Source organism: Martinezella sp. CNPSo 3959 (assembly GCF_057784355.1).
The window spans coordinates 1-23,449 of record NZ_JBXSOV010000012.1; the positions used below are offsets into that span (position 1 = coordinate 1).

The 23,449-nt window shown below is 59.6% G+C and carries 19 protein-coding genes; 10 read left to right on the top strand and 9 right to left on the bottom strand.

Annotated features, from left to right (window positions below):
• Window positions 1-250: 250 nt before the first annotated feature.
• The gene (locus tag AC13RE_RS21725; RefSeq protein ID WP_488564467.1) at window positions 251-2,134 is read right to left on the bottom strand and encodes an MFS transporter; all 1,884 of its coding nucleotides are present in this window, start codon (window positions 2,132-2,134) and stop codon (window positions 251-253) included.
• A 369-nt stretch (window positions 2,135-2,503) separates the two neighbouring features.
• Entirely contained in the window at window positions 2,504-3,703 is a 1,200-nt protein-coding gene (locus AC13RE_RS21730) for an MFS transporter (protein WP_132719204.1), read from the bottom strand.
• Between the two features lie 357 nt (window positions 3,704-4,060).
• Between AC13RE_RS21730 and AC13RE_RS21735 the strand changes: the two genes are divergently transcribed.
• The 6 genes from AC13RE_RS21735 (at window position 4,061) to AC13RE_RS21760 (ending at window position 10,013) form a co-directional block, all read left to right on the top strand.
• On the top strand, window positions 4,061-5,620 hold the full coding sequence (locus AC13RE_RS21735; protein ID WP_488564468.1) for a B12-binding domain-containing radical SAM protein: 1,560 nt from the start codon (window positions 4,061-4,063) through the stop codon (window positions 5,618-5,620).
• A gap of 465 nt (window positions 5,621-6,085) precedes the next feature.
• Window positions 6,086-6,328 carry a DUF1127 domain-containing protein gene (locus AC13RE_RS21740; RefSeq protein WP_488483975.1) on the top strand — a complete coding sequence of 81 codons (243 nt, stop codon included), beginning with the start codon at window positions 6,086-6,088 and terminating at the stop codon, window positions 6,326-6,328.
• 355 nt (window positions 6,329-6,683) lie between these two features.
• Window positions 6,684-7,358, top strand: a complete 675-nt coding sequence (locus AC13RE_RS21745; RefSeq protein WP_488564469.1) for a response regulator transcription factor — start codon at window positions 6,684-6,686, stop codon at window positions 7,356-7,358.
• Complete coding sequence (locus AC13RE_RS21750) at window positions 7,355-8,710, top strand: sensor histidine kinase (protein ID WP_488564470.1); 1,356 nt, start codon at window positions 7,355-7,357, stop codon at window positions 8,708-8,710. Before AC13RE_RS21745 ends, AC13RE_RS21750 begins: the two co-directional genes overlap by 4 nt.
• Window positions 8,711-8,805: 95 nt before the next feature.
• Window positions 8,806-9,396 (top strand): methyltransferase domain-containing protein, encoded by a 591-nt coding sequence (locus AC13RE_RS21755; RefSeq protein ID WP_132719214.1) that lies wholly within the window; start codon window positions 8,806-8,808, stop codon window positions 9,394-9,396.
• A complete protein-coding gene (locus tag AC13RE_RS21760; protein ID WP_488564471.1) occupies window positions 9,393-10,013 on the top strand; it encodes a DedA family protein in 621 nt (206 codons plus the stop codon). Before AC13RE_RS21755 ends, AC13RE_RS21760 begins: the two co-directional genes overlap by 4 nt.
• Before the next feature lie 23 nt (window positions 10,014-10,036).
• Here the strand turns inward: AC13RE_RS21760 and AC13RE_RS21765 are convergent, their stop codons facing one another.
• Complete coding sequence (locus AC13RE_RS21765) at window positions 10,037-11,068, bottom strand: class I SAM-dependent methyltransferase (protein WP_132719218.1); 1,032 nt, start codon at window positions 11,066-11,068, stop codon at window positions 10,037-10,039.
• Window positions 11,069-11,264: 196 nt separating this feature from the next.
• On the opposite strand from AC13RE_RS21765, the gene AC13RE_RS21770 reads away from it, so the two are divergent.
• Entirely contained in the window at window positions 11,265-13,265 is a 2,001-nt protein-coding gene (locus AC13RE_RS21770) for a putative bifunctional diguanylate cyclase/phosphodiesterase (RefSeq protein ID WP_488564472.1), read from the top strand.
• Between the two features lie 34 nt (window positions 13,266-13,299).
• Window positions 13,300-13,686 carry an ester cyclase gene (locus AC13RE_RS21775; protein ID WP_132719221.1) on the top strand — a complete coding sequence of 129 codons (387 nt, stop codon included), beginning with the start codon at window positions 13,300-13,302 and terminating at the stop codon, window positions 13,684-13,686.
• A 21-nt stretch (window positions 13,687-13,707) separates the two neighbouring features.
• On the opposite strand, the gene AC13RE_RS21780 is transcribed toward AC13RE_RS21775, so the two are convergent.
• The 5 genes from AC13RE_RS21780 to AC13RE_RS21800 all read right to left on the bottom strand — a co-directional run bounded on the left by AC13RE_RS21780 (window position 13,708) and on the right by AC13RE_RS21800 (window position 20,204).
• The gene (locus AC13RE_RS21780) at window positions 13,708-14,907 is read right to left on the bottom strand and encodes an MFS transporter (protein WP_488564473.1); all 1,200 of its coding nucleotides are present in this window, start codon (window positions 14,905-14,907) and stop codon (window positions 13,708-13,710) included.
• 120 nt (window positions 14,908-15,027) lie between these two features.
• Window positions 15,028-17,358, bottom strand: a complete 2,331-nt coding sequence (locus AC13RE_RS21785; RefSeq protein ID WP_488564474.1) for a cation:proton antiporter domain-containing protein — start codon at window positions 17,356-17,358, stop codon at window positions 15,028-15,030.
• Window positions 17,359-17,511: 153 nt separating this feature from the next.
• A complete protein-coding gene (gene pcaF / locus AC13RE_RS21790; RefSeq protein ID WP_488564475.1) occupies window positions 17,512-18,717 on the bottom strand; it encodes a 3-oxoadipyl-CoA thiolase in 1,206 nt (401 codons plus the stop codon).
• Between the two features lie 93 nt (window positions 18,718-18,810).
• Window positions 18,811-19,500, bottom strand: coding sequence for a CoA transferase subunit B (locus AC13RE_RS21795; RefSeq protein WP_488564476.1), 690 nt, complete (start codon window positions 19,498-19,500; stop codon window positions 18,811-18,813).
• On the bottom strand, window positions 19,497-20,204 hold the full coding sequence (locus AC13RE_RS21800; RefSeq protein ID WP_488564477.1) for a 3-oxoacid CoA-transferase subunit A: 708 nt from the start codon (window positions 20,202-20,204) through the stop codon (window positions 19,497-19,499). The genes AC13RE_RS21795 and AC13RE_RS21800 overlap by 4 nt, the downstream gene beginning before the upstream one ends.
• A 152-nt stretch (window positions 20,205-20,356) precedes the next feature.
• Here AC13RE_RS21800 and AC13RE_RS21805 point away from each other — a divergent pair, with 152 nt between their 5' ends.
• Complete coding sequence (locus tag AC13RE_RS21805) at window positions 20,357-21,112, top strand: IclR family transcriptional regulator (RefSeq protein WP_488564478.1); 756 nt, start codon at window positions 20,357-20,359, stop codon at window positions 21,110-21,112.
• Window positions 21,113-21,115: 3 nt separating this feature from the next.
• On the opposite strand, the gene AC13RE_RS21810 is transcribed toward AC13RE_RS21805, so the two are convergent.
• The gene (locus AC13RE_RS21810; protein WP_488564479.1) at window positions 21,116-22,003 is read right to left on the bottom strand and encodes a helix-turn-helix domain-containing protein; all 888 of its coding nucleotides are present in this window, start codon (window positions 22,001-22,003) and stop codon (window positions 21,116-21,118) included.
• 113 nt (window positions 22,004-22,116) lie between these two features.
• Between AC13RE_RS21810 and pobA the strand changes: the two genes are divergently transcribed.
• Window positions 22,117-23,289 carry a 4-hydroxybenzoate 3-monooxygenase gene (gene pobA / locus AC13RE_RS21815; protein WP_488564480.1) on the top strand — a complete coding sequence of 391 codons (1,173 nt, stop codon included), beginning with the start codon at window positions 22,117-22,119 and terminating at the stop codon, window positions 23,287-23,289.
• The last annotated feature ends 160 nt before the right edge of the window (window positions 23,290-23,449 follow it).

The following is a 23,449-nucleotide window of genomic DNA, read 5'->3' on the forward strand; positions in this document are numbered from 1 at the left end:
AACATTCGCCAGGGGTTTTCATGGATACAGTGCTCTATCTCGCCTCTCTCGCAACGCGGCCAAGCCTTGCCGCAACCAAACGCGTCTGGTCGATCCTGCAACATTTTCTGGCGGGCCTGATGGTCCTCTTTTCGCTTCTGGTGCTGCTGCACGCATTTTGCGGAAGCTGAGATTCGAGCTTCGATCAGAAATGGATGAGGCGAAGAAAAAAGCCCGGCGTTCCGTATGTGAACGCCGGGCTTTTATGCGGTTACTTGATGCTGTTCAGATCGACGCCCTTGGTTTCGCGAACGAAAATTAGGCCGATGACAAGGGTCATCGCAGCGATCGCGATCGGGTACCAGAGGCCATAATAGATATCGCCCTTGGCGGCGCTCATGGCGAAGACCGTTGCCGGCAGCAGGCCGCCGAACCAGCCATTGCCGATATGATAGGGCAGCGACATGCCCGTATAGCGGATGCGGGTCGGGAACATCTCCACCAGGATCGCGGCGATCGGGCCGTAGACCATCGTCACATAGATGACGAGGATCGTCAGGATGAGGATGGTCAGCGGCCAATTGATGGCTGAGGGATCGGCAACCACTTTGAAGGCGCCACCCTTGGGGATGGTGTAGACCGGCATATCAGTTGCGCCACCGGCCTGATCCGCCGTCAGAAGCTTCGCCTTGACGAGATCCGCAACCGGGGTGACTGTCTTGTCGCCCGCCCGCACGGTCGCCGCGTCAAGCCCCAGTTCGGGGTTGGCGGCGATGAAGGCGTCAAGCTTGGCATCCGGCACCTTGGCAGGGTCGCGCACCAGCGGGAAGCCGGCCTTCTGCAAGACGAGGTTCATGTCGTGCGTGAATGCCGCGCTCTTGGCCGCTGCCCCGGCCCCTGCCGCCGTCGCATCGTAAGAGGTTATGGTCGTGTCGCCAACCTTGACCGTCGCCGGCTGCCCGGCCGGGCCGTCGACAATCGTATAGGGCACGGAAGACTTCGCCAGGAAGGAGGTGGCGATGTCACACGAACTATTGAACTTGGCGGTTCCCACAGGATTGAACTGGAAGGTGCAATCGCCAGGAGCTGCCGTCACCGTCGCGCGGACGGTTTGCTCCGCTTGGGCGAGGGCGGGGTTGGCGGCGTGGGTCAATGCCTTGAACAGAGGGAAATAGGTGAGGATCGCCAGCGCAAGGCCCGCCATGATGATCGGCTTGCGGCCGATCTTGTCGGACAGCCAGCCGAAGACCACGAAGAAGCCACTGCCGATCAGAAGCGCGATCGCGATCATGATGTTGACCGACTGGCCGTCAACTTTCAGCACGCTCTGCAGAAAGAACAGTGAATAGAATTGGCCGGCATACCAGACCACTGCCTGACCGGCGGTAAGGCCGAGCAGCGCGATCAAGGCGATCTTTGCGTTCTTCCACTGACCAAAGGCCTCGGAGAGCGGAGCCTTGGAGCCTTTGCCTTCTTCTTTCATCTTCTTGAATGCCGGCGATTCGCTGAGCGACAGCCGGATCCAGACGGAGATCGCAAGCAGAACGCAAGACAAAAGGAAGGGAATGCGCCAGCCCCAGGCGGCAAAGGCATCCTTGCCGACGGCGTTCTGTACGACGAGGACAACGATCAGCGACAGAAACAGGCCGAGTGTCGCCGTTGTCTGTATCCAGGAGGTGTAGTAGCCGCGTTTGTTGTCGGGTGCATGTTCGGCAACGTAGGTGGCCGCACCGCCATATTCGCCGCCAAGCGCCAGACCTTGCAGCAGGCGAAGGATGATGAGGACGACCGGTGCTATGATACCCCAGCTCGCCGAGCCGGGAAGGACGCCGACCAGGAAGGTCGAAAGGCCCATGATCAGGATCGTGACGAGGAAGGTGTATTTACGTCCGACAAGATCGCCGATGCGCCCGAAGACGAGCGCGCCGAACGGCCGCACAAGGAAGCCTGCGGCAAAGGCGAGCAGAGCGAAGATATTGCGGGTTGCTTCCGGATAGTCGCTGAAGAAGGCCGTTCCGATGAAGGCAACTAGCGCCCCATAAAGATAGAAATCGTACCATTCGAACACGGTTCCGAGGGAAGAGGCGAAGATGACCTTCTTCTCTTCCCTGGTCATGCCTCGACTCGTCGTCTCGGCCACGGACGTGGATGCCATGAATCAATCCTCCCAATTGCACCAGGGACATGGTCAAAAGACCCGTGTCATGTCCCCCATAATGACATTACGCAGGACTTTCCTGCCGATGGGCGCGGAAAGTCGCGCCAGTGGGTGCTCTCCTGATTTCCTCCCCCAGAAGATCACGCACCTGATGCATATGTGAGTGTTGGCCAAAAATTGAAAATTGCAAGGCTACAACCGCTGTTGCTTATGGAAATCTGTGTGTAAGTGTCAAGAAATATGAATGTGTCATCGCCCAGCGTAACGGCAGGGGCTTGTCGCCGTGAAAAGCGCTGCCGGGCGCGGCGAAATATGATGCACCCGGCACGGTTCACAGAAGCGGATTCGGGCCGTTTTCGGCTTGTTTCAAGCCGGCTGCAGCTGCAGGCGCCGCATTGGCGGAAAGGCAAGCGCGATCGCGGCCGCCCCCAACCCCACCATCGACGAGCCGATGAAGAGCCAGGAATAGTTGGCGAAGGTATCGAAGATCCAGCCGCCGATCAGAGGTCCGGCTGCCATGCCGATGCTCGAGAGCATCGATGCCGCTCCAAAGACAGTGCCGATGACGCGCGGCCCGAAATATTCGCGCGCCAGCACGGCATAAAGCGGCATCACGCCGCCATAGGCGCTGCCGAAGACGACCGCCAGCGCATAGAACTCGCCGAGTTCGCTGACCAGCAGATAGGTGGCGAGTGCCGCCGCCTGCACCAGGAGGCCGGCGACCAGCACCGGTTTCACACCGAGCCTGTCCGCCAGCGTCCCGTAAAGGAGACGGCCGCCAAGACCCGCAAGGCCCTCGACACTATAGATGCTGACCGCCGCCATCGGCCCCACACCACAGATGGTGGCGTAACTGACCATGTGGAAGATCGGCCCGGAATGGGCTGCACAGCAGGCAAAGAAGGTCGCGCCGAGCACGAGGAACTGCGGCGAGCGGAAGATCCGCCCCAGCGGCAGGCTCCGCTCTTCCCTTTGTCCATCCGCGCCGGTCGTCTCGGCTAAGACCGGTGCTCGCCGCACCAGCAGCGCCGCCGGTATCAGCAGAACCCACGCCATGATGCCGATGAGGAGCATGGCAAAACGCCAATCGTAGGCCGAAATCAGGTAGCGGGCGAAAGGCGACACCGTCATCGGTGCGACACCCATGCCGGCCGAGACCAGCGACACCGCAAGACCTCTGCCCTCGTCGAACCAGGCGGTCGTCGCCGCGATCATCGGTGCGAAGAAGGCACTGGCGGCAAGGCCGACGAGAATGCCGTAGGTCAGCTGGAATTGCAGAAGCGAGCCCGCCCGACTTGCCAGGACAAGCGCCAGCCCAAGCAGCAACGCGCCTATCACAACTACGATGCGGATGCCAAAGCGATCGCTTGCGGCTCCCCAGGCAAAGGCGCCGAGGCCCATGGTCAAGAAATTCAGCGTCATGGCGGCGGCGATGCCGGCATGCGACCAGCCTGTATCGGCGGCGATCGGCACCTGGAAGATTGCCAGGGAAAACATCGCGCCGAGCGCAACACAGGTCATCAGCGCGCCGGCGCCAACGATCACCCAACGATAGGACGAACTCATTTTTTGCAGCTCCCTTCATCCGGTTCAGCTCAAGCCGCGAAAGATCGGATAATCTCCTTTCGCGGCTGTCTGGAATAAAGACGATTGCGTCGGGACGATTTCGACATTGCCGCCGTAAAAATTTTTATCGGCATTGCAAACCATGTTTATGAGTACCTGCCGACGGGATCGCCAGGAGGCAATGGCGTCGTCAGCATCCCGAATTTAATCCTGAGCTCATATAGGGCTGCTAAGACATCCGCCTTGATGCTGGAAGACCTGCTTCGCAGCCGTAAGGCCGGCGCATGCAGCTGCAAATGACATACAGGCTCAAAGCAATACCGTACCAGATCTTCATATCATGGAGCGGACCATTCAATGGCTCATATCGTCATCATCAATCCGCGTTTCGAAACCTCCTACTGGGGCATGGAGCACGCTCTGCCGCTGTTCGATGTGAAGGCCAACCTTCCGGTGGCCTGCCTGCCTTTGCTGGCGGCGCTGACGCCGGCCGAACATACCGTCACTCTGGTGGACGAGAATATCGAGCCGATAGACTACGGCCTGTGCGAGCGGGCCGATATCGTTGCGCTGACGGGGATGATCGTCCAGCGCTTTCGCATGACGGAAATCCTGACCGAGCTTAAACGACGCAACTGTTTCACCGTCGTCGGCGGACCTTGGGTTACGGTCAAGGAGGACTATTTCGGCAACCTCGTCGATGTCTCCTTCATCGGCGAGGCGGAGGAGACCTGGCCCAAATTCCTGGCTGAATGGCAGGAGGGGCACCATACGCGGCGCTATGAACAGGCCGACAAGACGGATATGAGCAAGGTGCCCGTGCCGCGCTTCGATCTCCTGAAGATGGACGAATATGCCGTTGGCAGCATCCAGTTCTCGCGCGGCTGTCCGTTTACCTGCGATTTCTGCGATATCATTGTGGTGTTCGGCCGCAAGCCGCGCATCAAGACCAGCACACAGATCATTGCCGAGATGGAGGCCCTGCTCGCGTCCGGAATGGATACGGCTTTTATCGTCGACGACAATCTCATCGGCAACAAGAAGGCGATCAAGGAAGTGCTGCGCGATGTCGTGGCCTGGCAGGAGCGCCATCATTACCCGATGACGTTCCTGACGGAGGCATCGATCGATCTTGCTGACGATGCCGAACTGATGCAGCTGATGGTCGATGCCAATATCCGCACCGTCTTCATCGGCATCGAGACGCCGAACGAGGAGGCGCTGCGCGAAACCAAGAAGCTGCAGAACCTGCGCAAGGGCGGGACGATGCTGGAGAAAATCCACACGATCCAGCAGACCGGCATGGAAGTCTGGTGCGGCATGATCCTGGGCTTCGACAGCGACGATGCGACCATTTTCGATGCGCAGCGGGTCTTCATCAAGGATGCGCGCATCGTCAACGCCATGATCGGCATGCTGGCGGCGATCCCGAAGACGCCGCTCTACACACGTCTCGCCAAAGAAGGCCGTCTCGATCATGACGATCCGCCCGCCTACGGCACCAATGTCATCCCGCTCAAGCTCTCGCGGGAAACCTTGCGGGACGGATATCTTTCGGTCTTGAGCGATCTGCATGAACCGGCGGCCTATTTCGATCGGCTGGATGCGCTTTACATCGACGCGCGTATCGAACCGGAAAGTACCCGCTTACGCCACTTGCGCCGCCACCCGCTGCGTTTGCTGGCGCTCAACGCGACATGGGCATTCGAGGCGGTCGGGATTTTCCTCCGGTTGATGCGCCGGGTGAAGGAGGCGGATTTGCGCGCCACTTACCGCGCGCGGCTTTTCAATCTCCTGCGGCATCGGCGCTCTCCCGTCGTCCTGCAAATCTACGCGATCAAATGCGCCATGCATTACCACGCCCATATCATGGTGCAGCAGATGCGCACCGGCGGCGGTATCGTCAATTCGTTCTAGCGAAGAGTTTTGAACTCAGTAAGTTTGGTTATCGGCAGCCTGCCTTGAGGCAGCCTACTGACAGTGCGTCAGCAGCCGCTTTGACATCGTTGCCACTGTTGCTTCGCTGCAACATATTGCGTCAGATATTTGCAATTCGAAATTGTGGGGTTGCCGATTTCCGGATCTTGCGTATTATTACGCTCATCCGCAAATCGAACAAGGAGGCGTGACATGCATAATCCACATATGTTTACATACGTCTCCGGCGGAATGAAGTCGATGGCCTTGGTGTGTGCTGCGCCAACTGCCCGACGACTCTATAATTAAAGCTTTAAAGAGCTTTATCTGTCGCCTTTTAGGCGTTTTCCCATTAAACCTATATGATCTGCCCAGGGAATGACTTGGTGCGTCGTTGACGCATCCGCTCCTGAAGCCGGTCAAGCTTCAAGAGGACCTGGTCGCGTGATTGCGCCAGGAAAAACGATGACTCATTCACAATTTATAGTTGCCGAGAGTTTGATGGCAACGGTCGATGAACTGTACCAGAAATTTGGTGCCTGGAGGACTGTACGTGCCCTGTTGTTTGTCGCCTGGAAACGGCGGCAGATCTATGAGGATGTATCCGGATTATCGAATTATCAGCTTCGCGATATCGGCCTTCCCGAACGTGAGGAAGGGCTGGATTATCGCAGCTTGCTGGCGTTGCATGTGAGCCGCCTTAAATGAGGTGGGCTTGATGCAGATGGACACTTTACTGCTCGTCCTTCTTGACCTCTGTTGGTTCGAGAATGGCGGGAGGGCTGCGAAATTGCGGCGGACGGGAAACCATTTGTGTGGTGTGTTCACCGCTCCGTTCGCTGTAGCTTACCTATCGGCCGCCGCACGGCGGATATCGCAGGGGGAGGCGATGCCTTCCCCTGCGACCTAACTGGCGTCGAAAGCCGAACTGGCCGAGATCTTCGTATGCCGGCAAGCATATCGGTCCGAATTCCAATGAATAATAGAGTGTAGCCCGGATAGAGTCGCAATCTTCCCGCAATCCGCTTATGCAATGCAGTCGTTCCATTTGGGGGGTGGTTCATTGCGGATCTTGTTGCTAGAGGACGAGCCGGAAATGGCTGCGGCGCTGAGCGCTGCGTTGCAGGCTCGCGATGCCATCGTCGATCACGTATCGATGCTGGCCGATGCCGAAGAGGCTGCGATAAATCTCCCTTACGATGCCATTCTCCTCGACCGACAGGTTCCGGATGGCGACGGCTTGTCTATTATTCCAAAGTTGAGGGCTGCCGGCATCGATACGCCCATCATCGTGTTGACCGCGCGCGGCGATCTCGGCGATCGCATCGGTGGTCTCGATACCGGCGCCGACGATTATATCGTCAAACCATTTGCCATTGAAGAACTGCTGGCGCGATTGCGCGCCATTCTGAGACGCCCCGGCGAGTTGCGGACCGAGGTGGTGAATTTCGGCAGGCTGTCCTATGACTTCGGCTGCCACGATATCCTGATTGAAGGCGAGCGGCTCGAATTGCCGCGCCGGGAAGTTCTGGTCTTCGAGGCGCTTGCGCGCCGGCTTGGCCGCACGGTGCCGCGTCATGCTCTGGAAGAGGCCGTTTACGGGTTCAGCGAAGATATCCAATCGAATACGCTGGATGCGCATATCTCCCGTCTTCGTCGCAAGCTTGCCTCCGTGGAGTCCGGCCTGGAGATTCATCCCGTTCGTGGCATCGGCTATTTGATGAGACTGAAATCATGAGCGTAAGCCAGCCTTCCCTGCGATGGCGTCTCGTATCGCGCCTGTCATTCCTTCAGGCGATCTTCCTGTCGTTGCTTGCGGTGCTGATCGTCGCCGCCTTGTGGGCGACCGGCAGCTTTATCTCGCTTCAGCCGGAAGACGAGACCATCGATGCCATCTCCCAGTCGATTGGCCGCGATCAGAATGGCGCCCTTGCACTGACGGAAACATCGGCGCTTCTGGCGCGGCGCGAGAACCTGCCAGGTCTCTGGTTCGTCGTGCGCGATCGCAGCGGCGCCACAATCAAGGACGGAAACGTGCCGCCGGCCTATGCAGCGTTCGGCGCTGCGCTCGACGGCATCGGACAGGCCCGCTTCGGCAGCAATCTCGGCGGCAGCACCGTGCCCACCGCTCGGCTGCAATGGGTATCGTCTCCGGCCGGCGAGATCCAGGTCCTGACGGGCGTGGACGGTACTGTGTCGACGGTCCGCATCCTTGGTGCGGTCGGCATCGTCTTCATCAGCGCCCTTCTGCCACTGTTGATCGTCACGGCGATCGCAACGATGATTGCAGCACCGCTCGTGGTTCGCCGCGCATTTTCCTCGCTGGATTCCGCCGTTGCCCGCGCCGGACAGATCGATATCAATCGCCAGGGAACCCGGCTGCCGGTCGACGATGTCCCGCGCGAAATCCTGCCGCTTGTCGAAGCCGTCAATGATGCGCTGAGGCGGCTGGACGAAGGCTATGAGCGGCAGAAGCGTCTTTTCTCCCATCTTGCCCATGAATGGCGAACCCCTGTCGCGATCCTGCAGGCACGTCTCGATGGCCTGCCGGCAGGTCCTTTGAAGGAGCGGCTCTTCGAAGATACTGTCCGCCTTGCGACGCTTGCCGAGCAGTTCCTCGATCTTCAGCGCCTCAATCACCGTTTCGAGCCGGCTTCAGTCGATCTCGTAGAGGTCGCGGAGCACGTCGTTTCAGAACTGGCGCCGCTCGCGATCGCCGCTAATTACGAACCCTGCTTCATCAAGGAAGAGGAGGCCGTGGAAGTCCTTGGCGATCGCATGGCCATCGAGCGGGCCGTTACTAACCTAGTACAGAACGCGATCCAGCATGGTGGCCGCCGTGGGAGGATAACCGTCCATGTCGCTCGCGCCACCGGCATCACCGTAAGCGACGAAGGAAGCGGTATCCCGGAGGAGGAACGCGACCGCATCTTCGAGCCGTTTCATCGTCTCCAGGGACGCACTAAAGGATTCGGCCTCGGGCTGAACCTCGTTCAGGAAATTGCCAGGCTCCATGGCGGAAAGATTTGTGTCCTCGATGGACCGACGGGTGGCGCGGCCTTCAGACTAAGCTTTCCGATGGCCGAATAGCCTATCGGCTCCCGATGCAATGTTCTCGCAATCGGCTCCTCCTAGGAAAAGCCTGTCGTGCAGGCGAATCTCCTGAGGCCTATAGGCGGGAACACATGTCAAACACATCACTATTCTTGCGAACTCTGCTGACCAATCCGCGCATGGTGGGAGCGATCGCCCCCTCCGGTCCGGTGCTGGCCGATCTGATTACAAGCGAAATCGGTCCTTCGGCGGGACCGGTTCTGGAGCTTGGTCCGGGCACGGGAGTGTTCACACGAGCCCTTCTCGCACGCGGCATATGCGAAAGCGATATTACGCTGATTGAATCCGCTGATAGTTTTGCCAGCCTGCTTCGCCAGCGGTTTCCTGATGCCCGTGTCATCTGCGCCGATGCTGCACGGCTTGATGCTTACGGCTTGCCGGAAGGAGAGCAGTTTGGCTGTGCCATCAGCGGATTGCCGCTGCTCAACATGTCGCCGAAGACGGTCATTGCCATTTTGACCGCGGTCTCGGCGAGACTGCGCGAGGGCGGGGCGCTCTATCAGTTCACCTATGGCCTGCGCTGTCCGATACCGCATCGCCTGCTTGACCGGTTTGGTTTCAAGGCAACGCTGCAGGGCCAGGTGCTGCGCAACTTTCCGCCTGCCAGAGTCTATAAGATCGTCCGCCGCAGGCCGATAAATTCTCCGGCTGCTGCCACATGAGCGGCTCCTCCTACCTGTTGGATGCTCTGCCCGATCTGGCGGCATGGGGGCTGTTCGGCCTTGCATTGTGTTCCGCGATCGAGAAGCTTATCCCCATCCTGCCTTCGATCGCCCTGTTCTTGATGCTGGGCATGCTGGGCATCGCCCACCCGGTTGATCTGCCCGCAGTGATCGCCGTTACCGCTGCCGGTTCAATGGCAGGTTCGCTGTTCTGGTATGGAATAGGCCGTTGGCTGGGACCTAAGCGTGGCGACCTCTTCGTGCTCAGGATGACCCGGCGTCTGGAGATTAAAGAAGAGTGGTATCTGCGCCTGAAGCGCAATTATCATGGTCATCCCGTGCGGGCCACGTTCTTCGGTCAGCTTGTGCCTGTCGTTCGCGCCTATATGGCGTTGCCGGCAGGCGTGCTCGCCGTGCCGGCGCCCGGCTTTGCCATCGCGACATTCTGCGGCGCATTGATTTGGAATACGCCGTTTCTGGTATCGGGTTATTTGTTGCGTCAACAGATATTGGCGCCAGATACAGCAGCGCCTGCCGCTATCGCAGCAATCATCTTGGTCAATCTTCTGGTGCTTGCGCTGCTGCGACTTAGCCGGCCAAGCCGCAGTGAGGCTTAGCCGGCTATCACGCTTGCGGTCGGCTATACGGTCAGAACGGCGTATATGACGCCGCCGTTTTCGCCGCGTGTCAGAGAAACATCGGCGATCGGGTGCTTGACCTTGTCGATGATCGACTGGACATCCTCATCCGTTCGCCAGATCAGCGGCCAGTTCATGAAGGTTTCCATGTAACCTTCGACACCGATATCCTTGGCGAAGTTCGCAAGCAGGAACTTGCCGCCGGGCTTCAGCATCTGCAGGCAGCGCTCCGTCAGACGCACGGCTACGCTTTCGGCCAGATAATCGTAAAGGCCGGCTGCATAGATGAAGTCGAACGTGCCGAGCTTCTGCGCGCGTCCCAAAATGGTGCGAACGGAGCCGTTGATCGCTTCGATGCAGCTGCCATGGAAGGCCGAGGCCACCGTCCCGACGCTGACCGGATCCTGATCAAGTGCGACCCAGCGCTTGAGCCTGCCGCTCTGCAGAGCTTGGGAGAGCTCGGCTTCGCGAAGATGGCCGGCCGCGATTGCCAGGACTTCGGCGCCATCCGTCGCCTCCGCCACCGCATCGACATGGGCTGCCAAGATCTCGCGCCTTTCGCGCACGGCGACGGCGGATGCTGCACGCCGGGTGAAATCGTAAACTTCTGCGCCCAGCGCCGAAGCTTCCGCCACCTGTGCGGCAACGGCTGGATGTTCATAGATGAAATCCAGCAGATAGGCGTCCCCGCTGTAGCCGCGCGGCTTTTCGAAAGACCATCGCGTCAGAGGGTCCTGCAGCAGGTAGGACGACACGGGATGTCCCTGCGCCACCGAGGCCAGATGCGCCCAGGTTAGGGGTGTCGTCTTGTTTTTCAGCGCCTGCAGACGCTCCGTCAAGGCTTGCATGGTGCCTGGAACGGGCGCGTTTGCTTCGAACGCCTGTTGCGTGAGGGAGAGAATGAGGGCGAGTTCGGCCTCGCCCTCCTTTATTTGATCGGTTGCAATGTTGTTACCCGACGATCTCGTATGTTCCGAGATGGACTGGGAGGTAACGAGGCTGAAGCCATCGAGAGCGGTTTGAAATTGTTTCAATTTTAAATCATTCCGTGAACACTCCGCAAACCATATCTCAGATAAAAATTGAGCGCTATGGTTTTGTTAATGTCGCTGCGTCAACGCTGTCGTTATCAAACGGATCAAATTGGCCGCCGTGGTGAAGCGAGCGATTGGTTCATTCGAGCGACGCAAAGGTAACGCGGTGGACATGAAGTCTCGGCTAACTCGGGTGATGATGAGCATGCGTCAATTGTCGGGAGGAAGCGAACTTGGCCGGAGCGCTGCTCTGGGCACGGATCATCCCGATGAGCTGCGTGTGCTCTACAAAGCCTATAGCAACGATGCGCGGCGCGCCCTGGCTCGCAGCGGTCTGTGGCTTGCCGTGCCCGTCTATGTCCTATTCCTCATCACGGATCTGGTCTTCATTCCGGATGTCTCGCATGTGACGATTCCCGCACGGTTTCTGATCGGCGGTTTTTCGCTTCTGGTGCTGGAAATCCAGTTTTCCCGCCAGCGTCGTGCCGGCGAGCTGGAGGCGACCTGTGCGGCCGCTGTCGTCCTCGGATATGTCGTGTGGCTGTTGCCGGCATTGCAGACGACGAATGCGGAAGCATTCTCCTATTACGCCGCGTTCGGCGCCATCTTCATGATGGGCGTTAACCTGTTCTTCAGTCTCGAGTTCGGTCTTGCACTTGCCTCGTCGGGGCTGATCTTCGCCTTTTTCCTGCTGTCGCTTATGGAATTTCACTACAGCGCCGCCTATTGCCTGGCCTTTACGACCTTCTATCTCTGCTGCTTCGTGTTCACCTCCTATGTGAACTGGAAATTGAACAAGGAACGTTTCAACGTCTTCCTCAATGCGCGGGAAGCCGAATTGCAGCAGCAGCAGGCGACGGAGCGTGGCGAGGCGCTTCTGCGGCTTTCCATTACCGATTCCCTGACTGGAATGGAAAATAGAAGAGCCGCTGACATAAGGCTGAAGCAGTTTTGGGATCGTTGGCGCGAAGATCGCGCTCCTTTTGCCATTCTTCTGGTCGATGTCGACTTCTTCAAGAAGTACAATGACTATTATGGCCATCAGGAGGGCGATCACTGTCTCGTCACGGTTGCCAACGCGCTGTCGAATATCGTCGCGCCACTGGGGGCGACGGTCGGGCGTTACGGCGGTGAGGAATTCATCGTCATTCTCGATCTGGAGAACAGCTCGGATGCGCTGGCGCTGGCGGAGGCGATCTGCCAGGGGATCGAAGCTCTCGATATCGTCCACGCCCAGCGCCTGGACGGTTTCCGGCATGTCACTGTTAGTGTCGGCGCGACCATTACCAGAGATCTCGCCGGTGCAAAGCTGGAGAATGTGATCAATGAGGCCGACCGCGCGCTCTATTCCGCGAAGGCGAGCGGCCGCAATTGCGCGCGGATCTTCGATCCGAACGAGCTGCCCGGCGGTGACGCAGGCGAAAACATCGCGGCGATCCTGAAGATCGCCATTCAGCAAAATCTCGTTTCGCTGGTCTATCAACCGATTCAATATCTCAGGACCGGAGAGATCGGCGCTTATGAGGCTCTGATGCGTCTGCAGCTGCTTGATGGGTCGAATTCTTCGCCGGCTGTCTTTATTCCTGTCGCGGAGCGCACGGGCGCCATTATCGAGCTCGGTTACTGGGCAATCAGAAGAGCATGCTGCGATTTGCTCGCCCGCGATATCGTCGACACCGTCAGCATCAATGTTTCCCCGATCCAGCTGCGCGCCCCAGGCTTCGCCGCGCAGGTCGCAGCCATTCTGGCGGAAACGGGTGTATCGGGTCATAGGGTTGCGTTCGAAATCACCGAGGGCGTCGACATGGAGATACGCCCGGATGTGCTCGACAGCATCCAGGATCTGAAGAAGCTCGGCATCAAATTCTGGCTGGATGATTTCGGCACAGGCTTTGCCGGGTTGTCATGGCTTCGCCTGATGGAGTTTGAAACCGTCAAGATCGACAAATCCTTCCTGCATGATGCGGCAAACAACGACGGCGCCAAGATTCTGCTTGAGGATATTATCGGCCTGGTGCGTAATCGTGGTCACCGCATCCTGGTCGAAGGCGTGGAAGATGAAGAGCAGCTCAATCTCGTCAAATCCTTTGGCATCGACGCCGTTCAGGGATACCATATCGGCCGACCGGCACCGGCGCTCAAGCATCCGATTGCAATGAGGAATGCCGGCCACCGCCGTCTGCAGGCGACTGCCTGAGGAATCGGCTGTCATTCAGCCGAGGGTGATGAGAATGGCAAGCACCGACCTTTCCGAGATCTATCGAGGGTACATTGCCTGTCTCAACGGGCAGGATTGGCCGAATCTGCGCAAATTCGTCCATGAAGACGTGTGCTATAATGGCGCCCATGTGGGGTTGTCAGGCTACCGGCAAATGCTCGAAGGTGATTTTCGCGCCATCCCCGATCTTCATTTCGATATCGCTCTGCTCATCTGCGAGCCGCCGCGTGTCGCATGTCGCCTGCAATTTGATTGCAAACCGATGGGGCTGTTGTTCGGCATGGCGGTGAACGGCAGAAGGGTCCAATTCGCTGAGAATGTCTTTTATGAGTTTCTAGATGGACGAATTCGACACGTTTGGTCCATCATCGACAAGGCCGCCATCGCAGCCCAGCTCTGACAATCACCGCCAACAATGGTGCTATTCGTGCCCAAGGCGCAGTGCCATGAAACCAGCCGCAAAAGCGGCGAGGCCGCTTGCGATAATCGGGCCGGAATAGCTGCCGGTATGGTCGAAAATAAAACCGGCCGCCGTCGGTCCGATCAAGGCTGCGATACCGACCGCCGTATAGAGATATCCGATGACGGCGCCGATATTGCGCGTCCCGAACAGATCGGCCGCCACAGCGGGATAAAGGCCGACGCAGCCGCCATAGCTCATGCCGAACGTCAGTGCGAACAACGCCAGCTGGATCATGCCTGATGCCGATGCCCAGAGAGCAAAGGACGCGGCGACGGCAAATGTCAGAGACGCCAATAGCCGGCGCCGGCCGAAGCGATCGCCGAGCCCGGCCAGGAAAAAGCGCCCGACCACGTTGCCGACGCCAATAAGGCCCACAAGAGTGGTTCCGTCTTGCAGCGAGAGACCCATGTCCTGGGCTGCTGCAACGATATGGACATAGGGAATGAAAGTGCAAAACGACGACAGAATAAGCACGGCATAGAAAAGATAGAACCGTCCGTCCCGCCATATGGCAGCATTTGCATGCTTGTCCGCTCGACTCCGAGATGGATCCAGATTGTCACGCCTTTTGCGGATGAGCATTGCGGCTGGCAATCCGAAGGCGGCAAATAGGCACGCAAGCGCGATGAAGCAGCCGCGCCAGCCGATGAAGGGGAGCGCCTGGCCGATCGCAAAGGGCAGCACCAAGGTGCCAAGGCCAATTCCGGCGGTAGCGACGCCGGATGCCTGGCTGCGTCTGCGGATAAACCAGGATTGTACGGCGCCAAGGGCTGGAACGTAGGAGAGGCCGATCCCCAGACCGACGCCGAAGCCGTACCAGATATAGAGCGACACGAGAGACCCGACGCGGCTGGCGCCGATATAGCCGAGGATCATGGCCGCAAGTCCCAGAAGAACCAGGCTGCGCGGCGACCATCTGTCGGCGAGCGGCCCGGCAATCGCGCCGAGCGAGTAGAAGAGGAATGCGGAGATGGAGAAGACGAGGGCGATCTCGCCGCGAGAGGCGCTAAACTCCGCGGCAAGCCCCGGTAAGGTGGCGGAGAATGAATAGGCGGCGCCGAAGGTCACGGCGGTGAGCACATGGGTCGCAGCAACGACCTTCCATCCCTCCCGCGTATCGGCTTCTTCGTGGTCACGCGAAAGGGCAAGCTCGGACATCGGTGCGCTCGGTCAAATCATATTGCCGGCCAATATGGACTAGGAGGCAGCATAGGAAAAATGAATAGCGTTGATGTCTTTCATTGATTCTCCTGATTCATCTCACCGCCGATAGTCGGCCTATTCGCGAATTGACGGCGAGGAGGAGGCCAGATCAGTTTCGATGAAAATGCAGGATCTGTCGGCGGTCTGCAGCACCGTGTCGGCTACGCTTCCATATGACAGGCTGCCACTGGCTCTTTTGCTCACGCCGAGCACGATCAGATTATATCCGCCGCTGCGCGCATGCCGCAGGATCGAGAGCTCCGGTGAGGGGCCTTGCTGCACGACCTTTTCAACCTGCACGCCATAATAATCTGCAATGGCGCCGACCTTATTCAAAATATCCCGATGGTCGTTACCTCGGTCGCTGATACGCGGAATAGCGCTGGCGCGGCGCGGCTCGACGATTAATAACAGCGCGCAATGGGCGTTTGCCGCCTTTGCGATCGCGAGCCCAAATTCAGCCGCGCGGATGGAGCGCTCGGTGCCACTGACGGGAAGCAATATCCGCAGATCTCCGGGATGCTTTGGAAGCGGGCCGCGTGCCGTGATGATCGCCGGAGTTCCCTGGAACGCCGATGTCATGACCTGCAGCGACGGGCCGAAGCGACCATCGTCTCCCAAGGAGGGTTCGATGCCCGCCAGGAGAAGATCGTGGCCTGTATCGGAGACGTCTTCGAGTACGGTTTCGAGCTTGTCGCTCTTTTCTCGAATTGTCACATGGATATCGCCTTCGCCAGCCAGGTTCTGCTCCGGTGGCGCGGACGCAAGCAGATCGGTGGCGTATTGGCGCAGATCTTCGGCGATTGCCTTAGCGTGCGACGCTGGATGCAAGGCTCCCATAGCACCGGGCGCGTCTGGAGTTTCATCGGCTCCGCGTGCATCCATCACCGTGACGGGCATCTTGCGCGTCATCGCGAAGAAAGCGGCTATCCAGGTTGCCAGGCGGCTGCTTTGCGAACCGTCGACAGCCAACAGGATGCGTTCAAAATTTCCGAGGAAGCTCTCGCTTTCGAACTGTTCGCGCTCCAGACGATTGCGCTCCTCCTCACGCAGCGGGAGGCGGGCAAGCGCCCACCGCAGCGTCGGCGGCATAGCCATCGTGGTGATGACGGCCATGGCGACGATGACGGAAAAGAGTTTTTCGTCCAGCACGCCGACCGACAGGCCTATGGTCGCGACGATCACCTCCGTCGATCCCCGTGCATTCATGCCGCAGCCGAGCGCCAGTGCCTCCGATGCCGAATAGCCGCCGAACCTGGCGGCGGCAAAAGCGCCTCCGAACTTGCCGACGCTCGCTATGATCACGACAGCAGCCGTCAGCAGCAGGATGGAAGAATCGGCAAGCACGGTGAGATCGGTCTGCAGACCGGTCAGTCCAAAAAAGACCGGCATGAACAGCGCCGTCGTCAACGCCCGAAGCTGCACATCGATCTGACGTGTGAGAATGGGCGATTCACCGACCAGAATGCCGGCAACGAAGGCGCCGAGCACGGTATGGACGCCGATGAGATTGGTGATGATCGCCATCGTACCCATGATTGCGATGATGGCGCTGAGCACGGGCAGGTCGCTGCGGAAATTGTCGTTGGTCCAGCGGATGATTTCGAAGACCGCCCGTCTGCCGATCGTGAAGCTGACGGCCATGAAGGCCAATGTGCCGATGACGCTGGTCGCGAGCGTCGCGAGATCGACCGTGCCTTTTTCGGCAAGGCCGAACGTTATGGCAATGATGACCCATCCGATCGTATCGTCGATAATGGCGGAGGCGACGATCAGTTGGCCGATGTTCCGGCGCATGAAGTCCATCTCGCGAACCACGGAAGCGACGATCTTCACCGAGGAGATGGAAAGCGCAGTGCCCAGGAAGAGGGAGGTCACCAACCGCTTTTGAGGATCGGGAAGCAAGGCGTCGGGGATGAGTTCGCCCAAGGCAAATCCCGCAGCAAACGGAATGACGATACCGGTCAGCGAGACGCCGGCCGCGGATTTGCGCAGGCGTCTTGCAAGACCGAGATCGGTCTCCATGCCGGCAAGCAGCAGGAGAAAGAGAATGCCGAGCTGGCCGACAGCATCGGTCATGCTTTTCTGTGCGCCCTCCGAAGGAAAAAGGCTCGCCTGTGCATGCGGGAAGATCAGGCCGAAAAGGGAGGGACCGAGAATGATGCCGGCGATGATCTGGCCCATGATCGATGGCTGGCCGATGCGCACCATCAATTCGCCGAGCAGCCTACCCGATACGACAAGCAGAATGATCTGGATCAGGAACAGCCCTTCCGAAGGGTGGCTGGCTTTCTGCCCTTCTGCTGCGAAGGCGGATTGCGCAATCGACAGCAACGGGGTGATGATGATGAGAATGATAAGGGCGTTTGACGAAAATGGTTTCGAAACGTTCTGGCGTGACGGCATGGACTGATCCCACTGAGCAGCAGGAAAACGCGCCAGAGCCTTTGCCGTTCCAGATCATCGCTGATCGCCGCCGTCGCAGGCTAATATCGCGCACTCGGCAGCGGGCATGGTCTGCCGCGCATCCGGCGGCGGAACACGGGCAAGCCGGAACGATCAGACCCGTTCCAGCGCGATGGCGATGCCCTGGCCGACGCCGATGCACATAGTGGAAAGCGAATAGCGCCCGCCGGTTTCCTTGAGCTCCAGGGCGGCCGTGCCGGTGATGCGCGCGCCCGACATGCCAAGCGGATGACCGAGTGCGATGGCGCCGCCATTACGGTTGACGCGCGCGTCGTCATCGGCGATGCCGAGTTCGCGCAGCACGGCAAGCCCTTGCGAGGCGAAGGCTTCGTTCAATTCGATGACGTCGAACTGCTCTTGGCGCATGCCGAGGCGGGCCATGAGCTTGCGCGAAGCCGGTTCGGGGCCGATGCCCATGATACGCGGAGGGACACCGGCGGCCGCGCCGCCAAGGATGCGGGCAATCGGCGTAAGGCCATATTTTTTAGCTGCTGCTTCAGACGCAATGATGAGCGCGGCCGCGCCGTCATTGACGCCGGAGGCGTTGCCGGCCGTCACCGTGCCGCCTTCCTTCTTGAAGGGCGTGCCGAGCTTGGCGAGCGCTTCCATCGAGGTTGCGCGCGGATGCTCGTCCTTGCCGACGATAACCGGATCGCCCTTGCGCTGTGGGATCATGACCGGCGTGATTTCCTTGGCAAGCCGGCCGTTTTCCTGCGCTGCGGCAGCCTTTGCCTGCGAGCGAACGGCAAAGGCGTCCTGATCTTCCCGGCTGACGTTGTAATCTTCGGCGACGTTCTCACCGGTTTCCGGCATGGAGTCGACGCCATATTGCTTCTTCATCACGGGATTGATGAAGCGCCAGCCGATGGTGGTGTCGTAGATCTCGGCATTGCGCGAAAAGGCGCTTTCGGCCTTGGGAATGACGAAGGGCGCGCGCGACATGCTCTCAACGCCGCCGGCGATCATCAAATCAGCCTCGCCGGCGCGGATGGCGCGGGCAGCCGCGATGACGGCATCCATGCCCGAGCCGCAAAGCCGGTTGATCGTCGTGCCGGGCACCGAAATCGGCAGGCCGGCCAGCAGGCTTGCCATGCGCGCGACGTTGCGATTGTCCTCGCCCGCCTGGTTGGCGCATCCATAGATCACGTCGTCGATGGCTTCCCAATCGACCGAGCCGTTGCGCTCGATCAACGCCTTCAGCGGCACCGCACCGAGATCATCGGCACGAACCGAGGAGAGCGATCCGCCGAAGCGGCCGATCGGCGTGCGGATATAGTCACAGATGAAGGCTTCGGTCATGGTCTTCTCCCAACGGCATGTTGCGTAAAAGCGGCTTGCGAAATATTATAAGCTTAAAGCATCGCGCGCGAGTCTGAAAGATCGCAACAGGCTTCAGAGCTTCGGCACGACGAGGTCGGCAACGGGGCGGTCTATGTGGAGCGGCGCGCCGGTCATCGCCTGCAGCTCGTCCATCGTCATGGCGGCGAGCTTTTCACGGACGACGAAACCTTCCTTGCCAATGTCGATGACCGCATGGCTCGTATAGATGCGCGTGATGCAGCCGACGCCGGTCAGCGGGAAGGTGCAGGCCTCCACCAGTTTCGGCTTGCCGTCCTTCGTCACATGTTCGGTGATGACGAAAACCTGCTTGGCGCCATGAACCAGGTCCATAGCGCCACCGACGGCAGGCACACCTTTGGAGCCGACGCGCCAATTGGCGAGGTCGCCATTTTGCGCCACCTGATAGGCACCGAGGATCGCGACATCCAGATGTCCGCCGCGCACCATGGCGAAACTATCGGCGTGATGGAAGAAGGAGGCGCCGGGCTTCAGCGTGACGGCCTTCTTGCCGGCGTTGATCAGATCCCAATCTTCCTCGCCTTCCGCCGGCGGCTCGCCGAAATTCAGGATGCCGTTTTCGGTGTGGAAGATCGCCTGCCGGCCCGGAGGCTGGTAGCGGGCGACCATTTCCGGAAAACCGATGCCGAGGTTAACATAGGCGCCATCTTCGATATCCTGAGCTGCGCGCCAGGCGATCTGTGCGTTGGAGAGCTTGATGTCTTCGCGTGTGTCGATGGTCATACGTAGGCCACTCCGGCTCGAATGAGATTTTCTTCCTGCTGCGGATCGGCGACCTCAACGACGCCGTTGACGAAGATGCCGGGGGTAACAATGTGTTCGGGATCGAGCTCGCCGGCGGCAACGATTTTCGAAACCTGTGCAATCGTCCTGGCGGCTGCCATGCACATCAGCGGATTAAAGTTGCGGCCGGCTTTATTGTAGATGAGGTTGCCCTGCACATCGCCGACTGCAGCTTTGACGATGGCGAAATCGGCCTTGAGCCAGCGCTCCTGAACATAGTGGCGACCGTCGAATTCTGCGATGACCTTGCCGTTGGCAAGCTCGGTGCCATAGGCAGTCGGGGTGTAAAAGGCCGGAATGCCGGCGCCGCCGGCGCGAATGCGTTCGGCGAGAGTGCCCTGAGGCACCAGCTCCAGCTCGATTTCGCCCGCCAGATAACGGTCCGTGAAGGCGCGCGGATCGGATGAGCGCGGAAACGAGCAGATCATCTTCCTGACCATGCCCGCGTCGATCATCGCAGCGATGCCGATACGCCCGTTGCCGGCATTGTTGTTGATGACGGTCAGGTTCTTCGGGCCTTTGTCGATCAGCGCATGGATGAGTTCGATCGGCGCGCCGGAACCACCAAAGCCGCCGATCATGACGGTCGCACCATCGCCGATGTCCGAGACGGCGGCTGCTGTGCTCGCGATTGTCTTATCCATGCGGAAACTCCCACTTGCCATGCGGGCGGACCATGACGCCCCATCCTCTTCCTTTCGAATAGATCAGCATGGGCTGGACGGCAATCGATTTGTGCGATATTTGACATTTGTTCGTATATCGCACAAAATGGGGCCGAAATTGAGGATCTGAAATGCGCGAAACGGATTTCGTCAGCGGCTTTGCCAAGGGATTGAAAGTTATCGAAGCCTTCGGCGAGACGAGGCAGCGTCTGACGATTGCCGAGGCATCGAAGCTGACCGGCCTCGATCGCGCCACGGTGCGCCGTTCGCTGCTGACGCTCTCCGAACTCGGCTATGCCGTCTATGATGGCAAGTTCTTCACGCTGACGCCGAAGATCCTCAGGCTCGGTCATGCCTATCTGGCGGCGACGCCGCTACCGACCATCATTCAGCCGCATCTCGATCAGCTTGCGGAGCGCGCCGGGCAGAATGCCTCCGCCTCAGTGCTCGACGGCACGGAGGTCGTCTATATCGCTCGCGCCTCGCAGCGCCGGGTGATGTCGATCAACCTGACGCCCGGGAGCCGGCTTCCGGCCTTCTGCGCCTCGATGGGCCGCGTCCTGCTGGCAGCGCTGCCGGAAGGCCAGGCGCGCTCCGTGCTTGGGCGAACCGACCTCAAGGCAAACACGCCGAACACCAAGACAGACCCGGAGGAATTGATGGCGGAGTTCCGCCGGGTGAGGGAGCAGGGCTATGCCGTCATCGACCAGGAATTGGAAATCGGCCTTTGCTCAATTGCCGTGCCGGTCGAAAACGACCGCGGCCAGACCGTGGCGGCGATCAATATCGGCGCACCGGCTGCCTATGTCGCGGCCTCCGACATGGCGGAGCAGTTTCTGCCGCTGCTGAAGGAGACGCAGAAGGCGCTGCGGTTGGTGTTGCCGTAACCATCACATTCCCAGCCTCTCCCGCTCCTCGATCCGCCAGGCGCGCGGGGTCTGTCCCGTCTGCTTGACGAAGAAGCGGGAGAAATAGGCGGGGTCGGCAAAGCCGAGGCGATAGCTGATTTCCTGGACGGTGGCGAAGGTGAAGACCAGTTCGCGCTTGGCTTCGTCCAGCAGCTTGCGCGTGATCAGCTCGTGCGCGCCGTGCCCGGTTTTGCTGCGAACGATGCGGCTGAGATGGGCTGGCGAGATGCCGAGATTTTTGGCGTAGAAGGCGGCTGGCTTATGTGAACGGAAGTGGCGCTGAATGAGGCCCTGCAACATCTCCATGCGGCGCTCGCTCTCGTCGCCCGGCGTCGATCCTTCCTCGGCCTTTTGGGCTATGCGCGCCGTCAGCAGTAAGGCCGAGGTCAGATAGGCATCGAGCAAGTCGTTGCGGCCGTTGCGATGGCTGGCAAATTCCTCCCCCAGGCGTTTTAGCGTCTTGGCGACATACGCCGCGTCTTCGTTTTGAGTGTCGAGCAAAGTCAGATGCGGCTCGGCAAGCCATGCGCCCAGTCGGCTGCGATCGCCCGGGGATGCCTTCAGATGCGAGATCAACACCGTGATGACGAAACCGTCTATATCCCGCGAAAAGCGGAAGCCGTGATTGAGCCGTGGCGGAACTGTAATCACGGCGGGCGGCGTAAAAGCATGCGCAACGCCGTCAAAGATGGCGTCGCCGGAACCGGCATCGATGTACAAGATTTGAAAGAAGCTCTCGTGCCGGTGCGCACGGATTTCCCAGTGGTGAAGGCTGCTGCGGGAGGGAATTGTCTCGCAATGCAGCCAAAAATCCGGCTTTCGGCCGGTATTTTCGCCATAGAGTTCATAGGTCGGCACAGTCTTTGTCATGGCCCATCTCCCTCGCCGTGTTCGATTTGTGCAATTTCATGACCGAAATGTCCATTGCGGACTCGCCTCGCGCTGAAGAGACTTGAAGCAAGATAGACGCATGGGAGGAGACGATGCGCACTCAAGTCGCCATTATCGGTTCCGGGCCGTCCGGCCTGCTGCTCGGCCAGTTGCTGACGGAGGCCGGTATCGACAACGTCATTCTCGATCGCGTCGGCAAGGATTACATTCTCGGCCGCGTGCGCGCCGGCGTTCTTGAAGAAGGCACCGTCCGGTTGCTGGATCAGGCGAAGGCAAGCGAACGTTTGCATGCCGAGGGCTTGCCGCATGATGGTTTCTCGCTCGCCTTCGACGGCCGCGATCATCGCATCGACCTTCACGGCCTCACCGGGGGCAAGCGGGTCGTCATTTACGGTCAGACGGAGATGACCCGCGACCTGATGGCCCGCCGCGAGGAAAGCGGCGCTCCAACCATCTATAGCGCCGCCAACGTCCAGCCGCATGGCTTCGATGGCGATACGCCCCATCTGACCTACGAGAAGGACGGCATTTCGCATCGCATCGATTGCGATTTCATTGCCGGCTGCGACGGCTTCCATGGCGTCAGCCGCAAATCGGTTCCGCAAAAGGCGATCCGCAATTTCGAGAAGGTCTATCCCTTCGGCTGGCTCGGCGTGCTGGCGGAGGTGGCGCCCGTCAATCACGAGCTGATCTATGCCAACCATCCCCGTGGCTTCGCTCTATGCTCCATGCGATCGATGACACGCAGCCGCTATTACATTCAGTGTTCGCTCGACGAGAAGGTCGAGGACTGGAGCGACGATCGCTTCTGGGATGAGTTGCGCCGCCGCCTGCCGGCCCATCATGCCGAGGCGCTGACCACCGCGCCGTCCTTCGAGAAATCGATCGCGCCGCTGCGCTCCTTCGTGGCCGAGCCCATGCGGTTCGGTCGTCTCTTCTTGGTCGGTGATGCCGCCCATATCGTGCCACCGACCGGTGCCAAGGGGCTCAATCTGGCGGCAAGCGATGTGTATTATCTGTTTTCGGGGCTTGCCGAGCATTATCAGGATCGCTCGAATGCAGGAGTGGACGCCTATTCCGCGCGTGCGCTTGCTCGGGTCTGGAAGGCGGTGCGCTTCTCCTGGTGGATGACGACGATGATGCATCGCTTTCCCGAGACAAATGATTTCGACCAGAAGATCCAGGAAGCCGAGCTCGATTATCTCACCCATTCGCGCGCGGCCTCGACGGCGCTCGCTGAGAATTATGTGGGCCTGCCGTTCTGAAGCGGGGCAATCGCCTATGGATAGGTAAGTCCCTCATCCGTCCTCTCCCAGTTTCGCTTCGCTCAACTGTTCTAGTCTACCTTCTCCCCGCACGCGGGGCGAAGGGGTTTGGCACTGTCGCCCCCTCTCCCCGTTAAAACGGGGAGAGGGCTGGGGTGAA

Excerpts from the sequence above, each read along its gene's own strand:
- AC13RE_RS21725 (WP_488564467.1), bottom strand. The coding sequence starts at position 2,134 with ATGGCATCCACGTCCGTGGCCGAGACGACGAGTCGAGGCATGACCAGG.
- AC13RE_RS21730 (WP_132719204.1), bottom strand. The coding sequence starts at position 3,703 with ATGAGTTCGTCCTATCGTTGGGTGATCGTTGGCGCCGGCGCGCTGATG.
- AC13RE_RS21735 (WP_488564468.1), top strand. The coding sequence starts at position 4,061 with ATGGCTCATATCGTCATCATCAATCCGCGTTTCGAAACCTCCTACTGG.
- AC13RE_RS21740 (WP_488483975.1), top strand. The coding sequence starts at position 6,086 with ATGACTCATTCACAATTTATAGTTGCCGAGAGTTTGATGGCAACGGTC.
- AC13RE_RS21750 (WP_488564470.1), top strand. The coding sequence starts at position 7,355 with ATGAGCGTAAGCCAGCCTTCCCTGCGATGGCGTCTCGTATCGCGCCTG.
- AC13RE_RS21755 (WP_132719214.1), top strand. The coding sequence starts at position 8,806 with ATGTCAAACACATCACTATTCTTGCGAACTCTGCTGACCAATCCGCGC.
- AC13RE_RS21760 (WP_488564471.1), top strand. The coding sequence starts at position 9,393 with ATGAGCGGCTCCTCCTACCTGTTGGATGCTCTGCCCGATCTGGCGGCA.
- AC13RE_RS21770 (WP_488564472.1), top strand. The coding sequence starts at position 11,265 with ATGATGAGCATGCGTCAATTGTCGGGAGGAAGCGAACTTGGCCGGAGC.
- AC13RE_RS21775 (WP_132719221.1), top strand. The coding sequence starts at position 13,300 with ATGGCAAGCACCGACCTTTCCGAGATCTATCGAGGGTACATTGCCTGT.
- AC13RE_RS21780 (WP_488564473.1), bottom strand. The coding sequence starts at position 14,907 with ATGTCCGAGCTTGCCCTTTCGCGTGACCACGAAGAAGCCGATACGCGG.
- AC13RE_RS21785 (WP_488564474.1), bottom strand. The coding sequence starts at position 17,358 with ATGCCGTCACGCCAGAACGTTTCGAAACCATTTTCGTCAAACGCCCTT.
- pcaF (WP_488564475.1), bottom strand. The coding sequence starts at position 18,717 with ATGACCGAAGCCTTCATCTGTGACTATATCCGCACGCCGATCGGCCGC.
- AC13RE_RS21795 (WP_488564476.1), bottom strand. The coding sequence starts at position 19,500 with ATGACCATCGACACACGCGAAGACATCAAGCTCTCCAACGCACAGATC.
- AC13RE_RS21800 (WP_488564477.1), bottom strand. The coding sequence starts at position 20,204 with ATGGATAAGACAATCGCGAGCACAGCAGCCGCCGTCTCGGACATCGGC.
- AC13RE_RS21805 (WP_488564478.1), top strand. The coding sequence starts at position 20,357 with ATGCGCGAAACGGATTTCGTCAGCGGCTTTGCCAAGGGATTGAAAGTT.
- AC13RE_RS21810 (WP_488564479.1), bottom strand. The coding sequence starts at position 22,003 with ATGACAAAGACTGTGCCGACCTATGAACTCTATGGCGAAAATACCGGC.
- pobA (WP_488564480.1), top strand. The coding sequence starts at position 22,117 with ATGCGCACTCAAGTCGCCATTATCGGTTCCGGGCCGTCCGGCCTGCTG.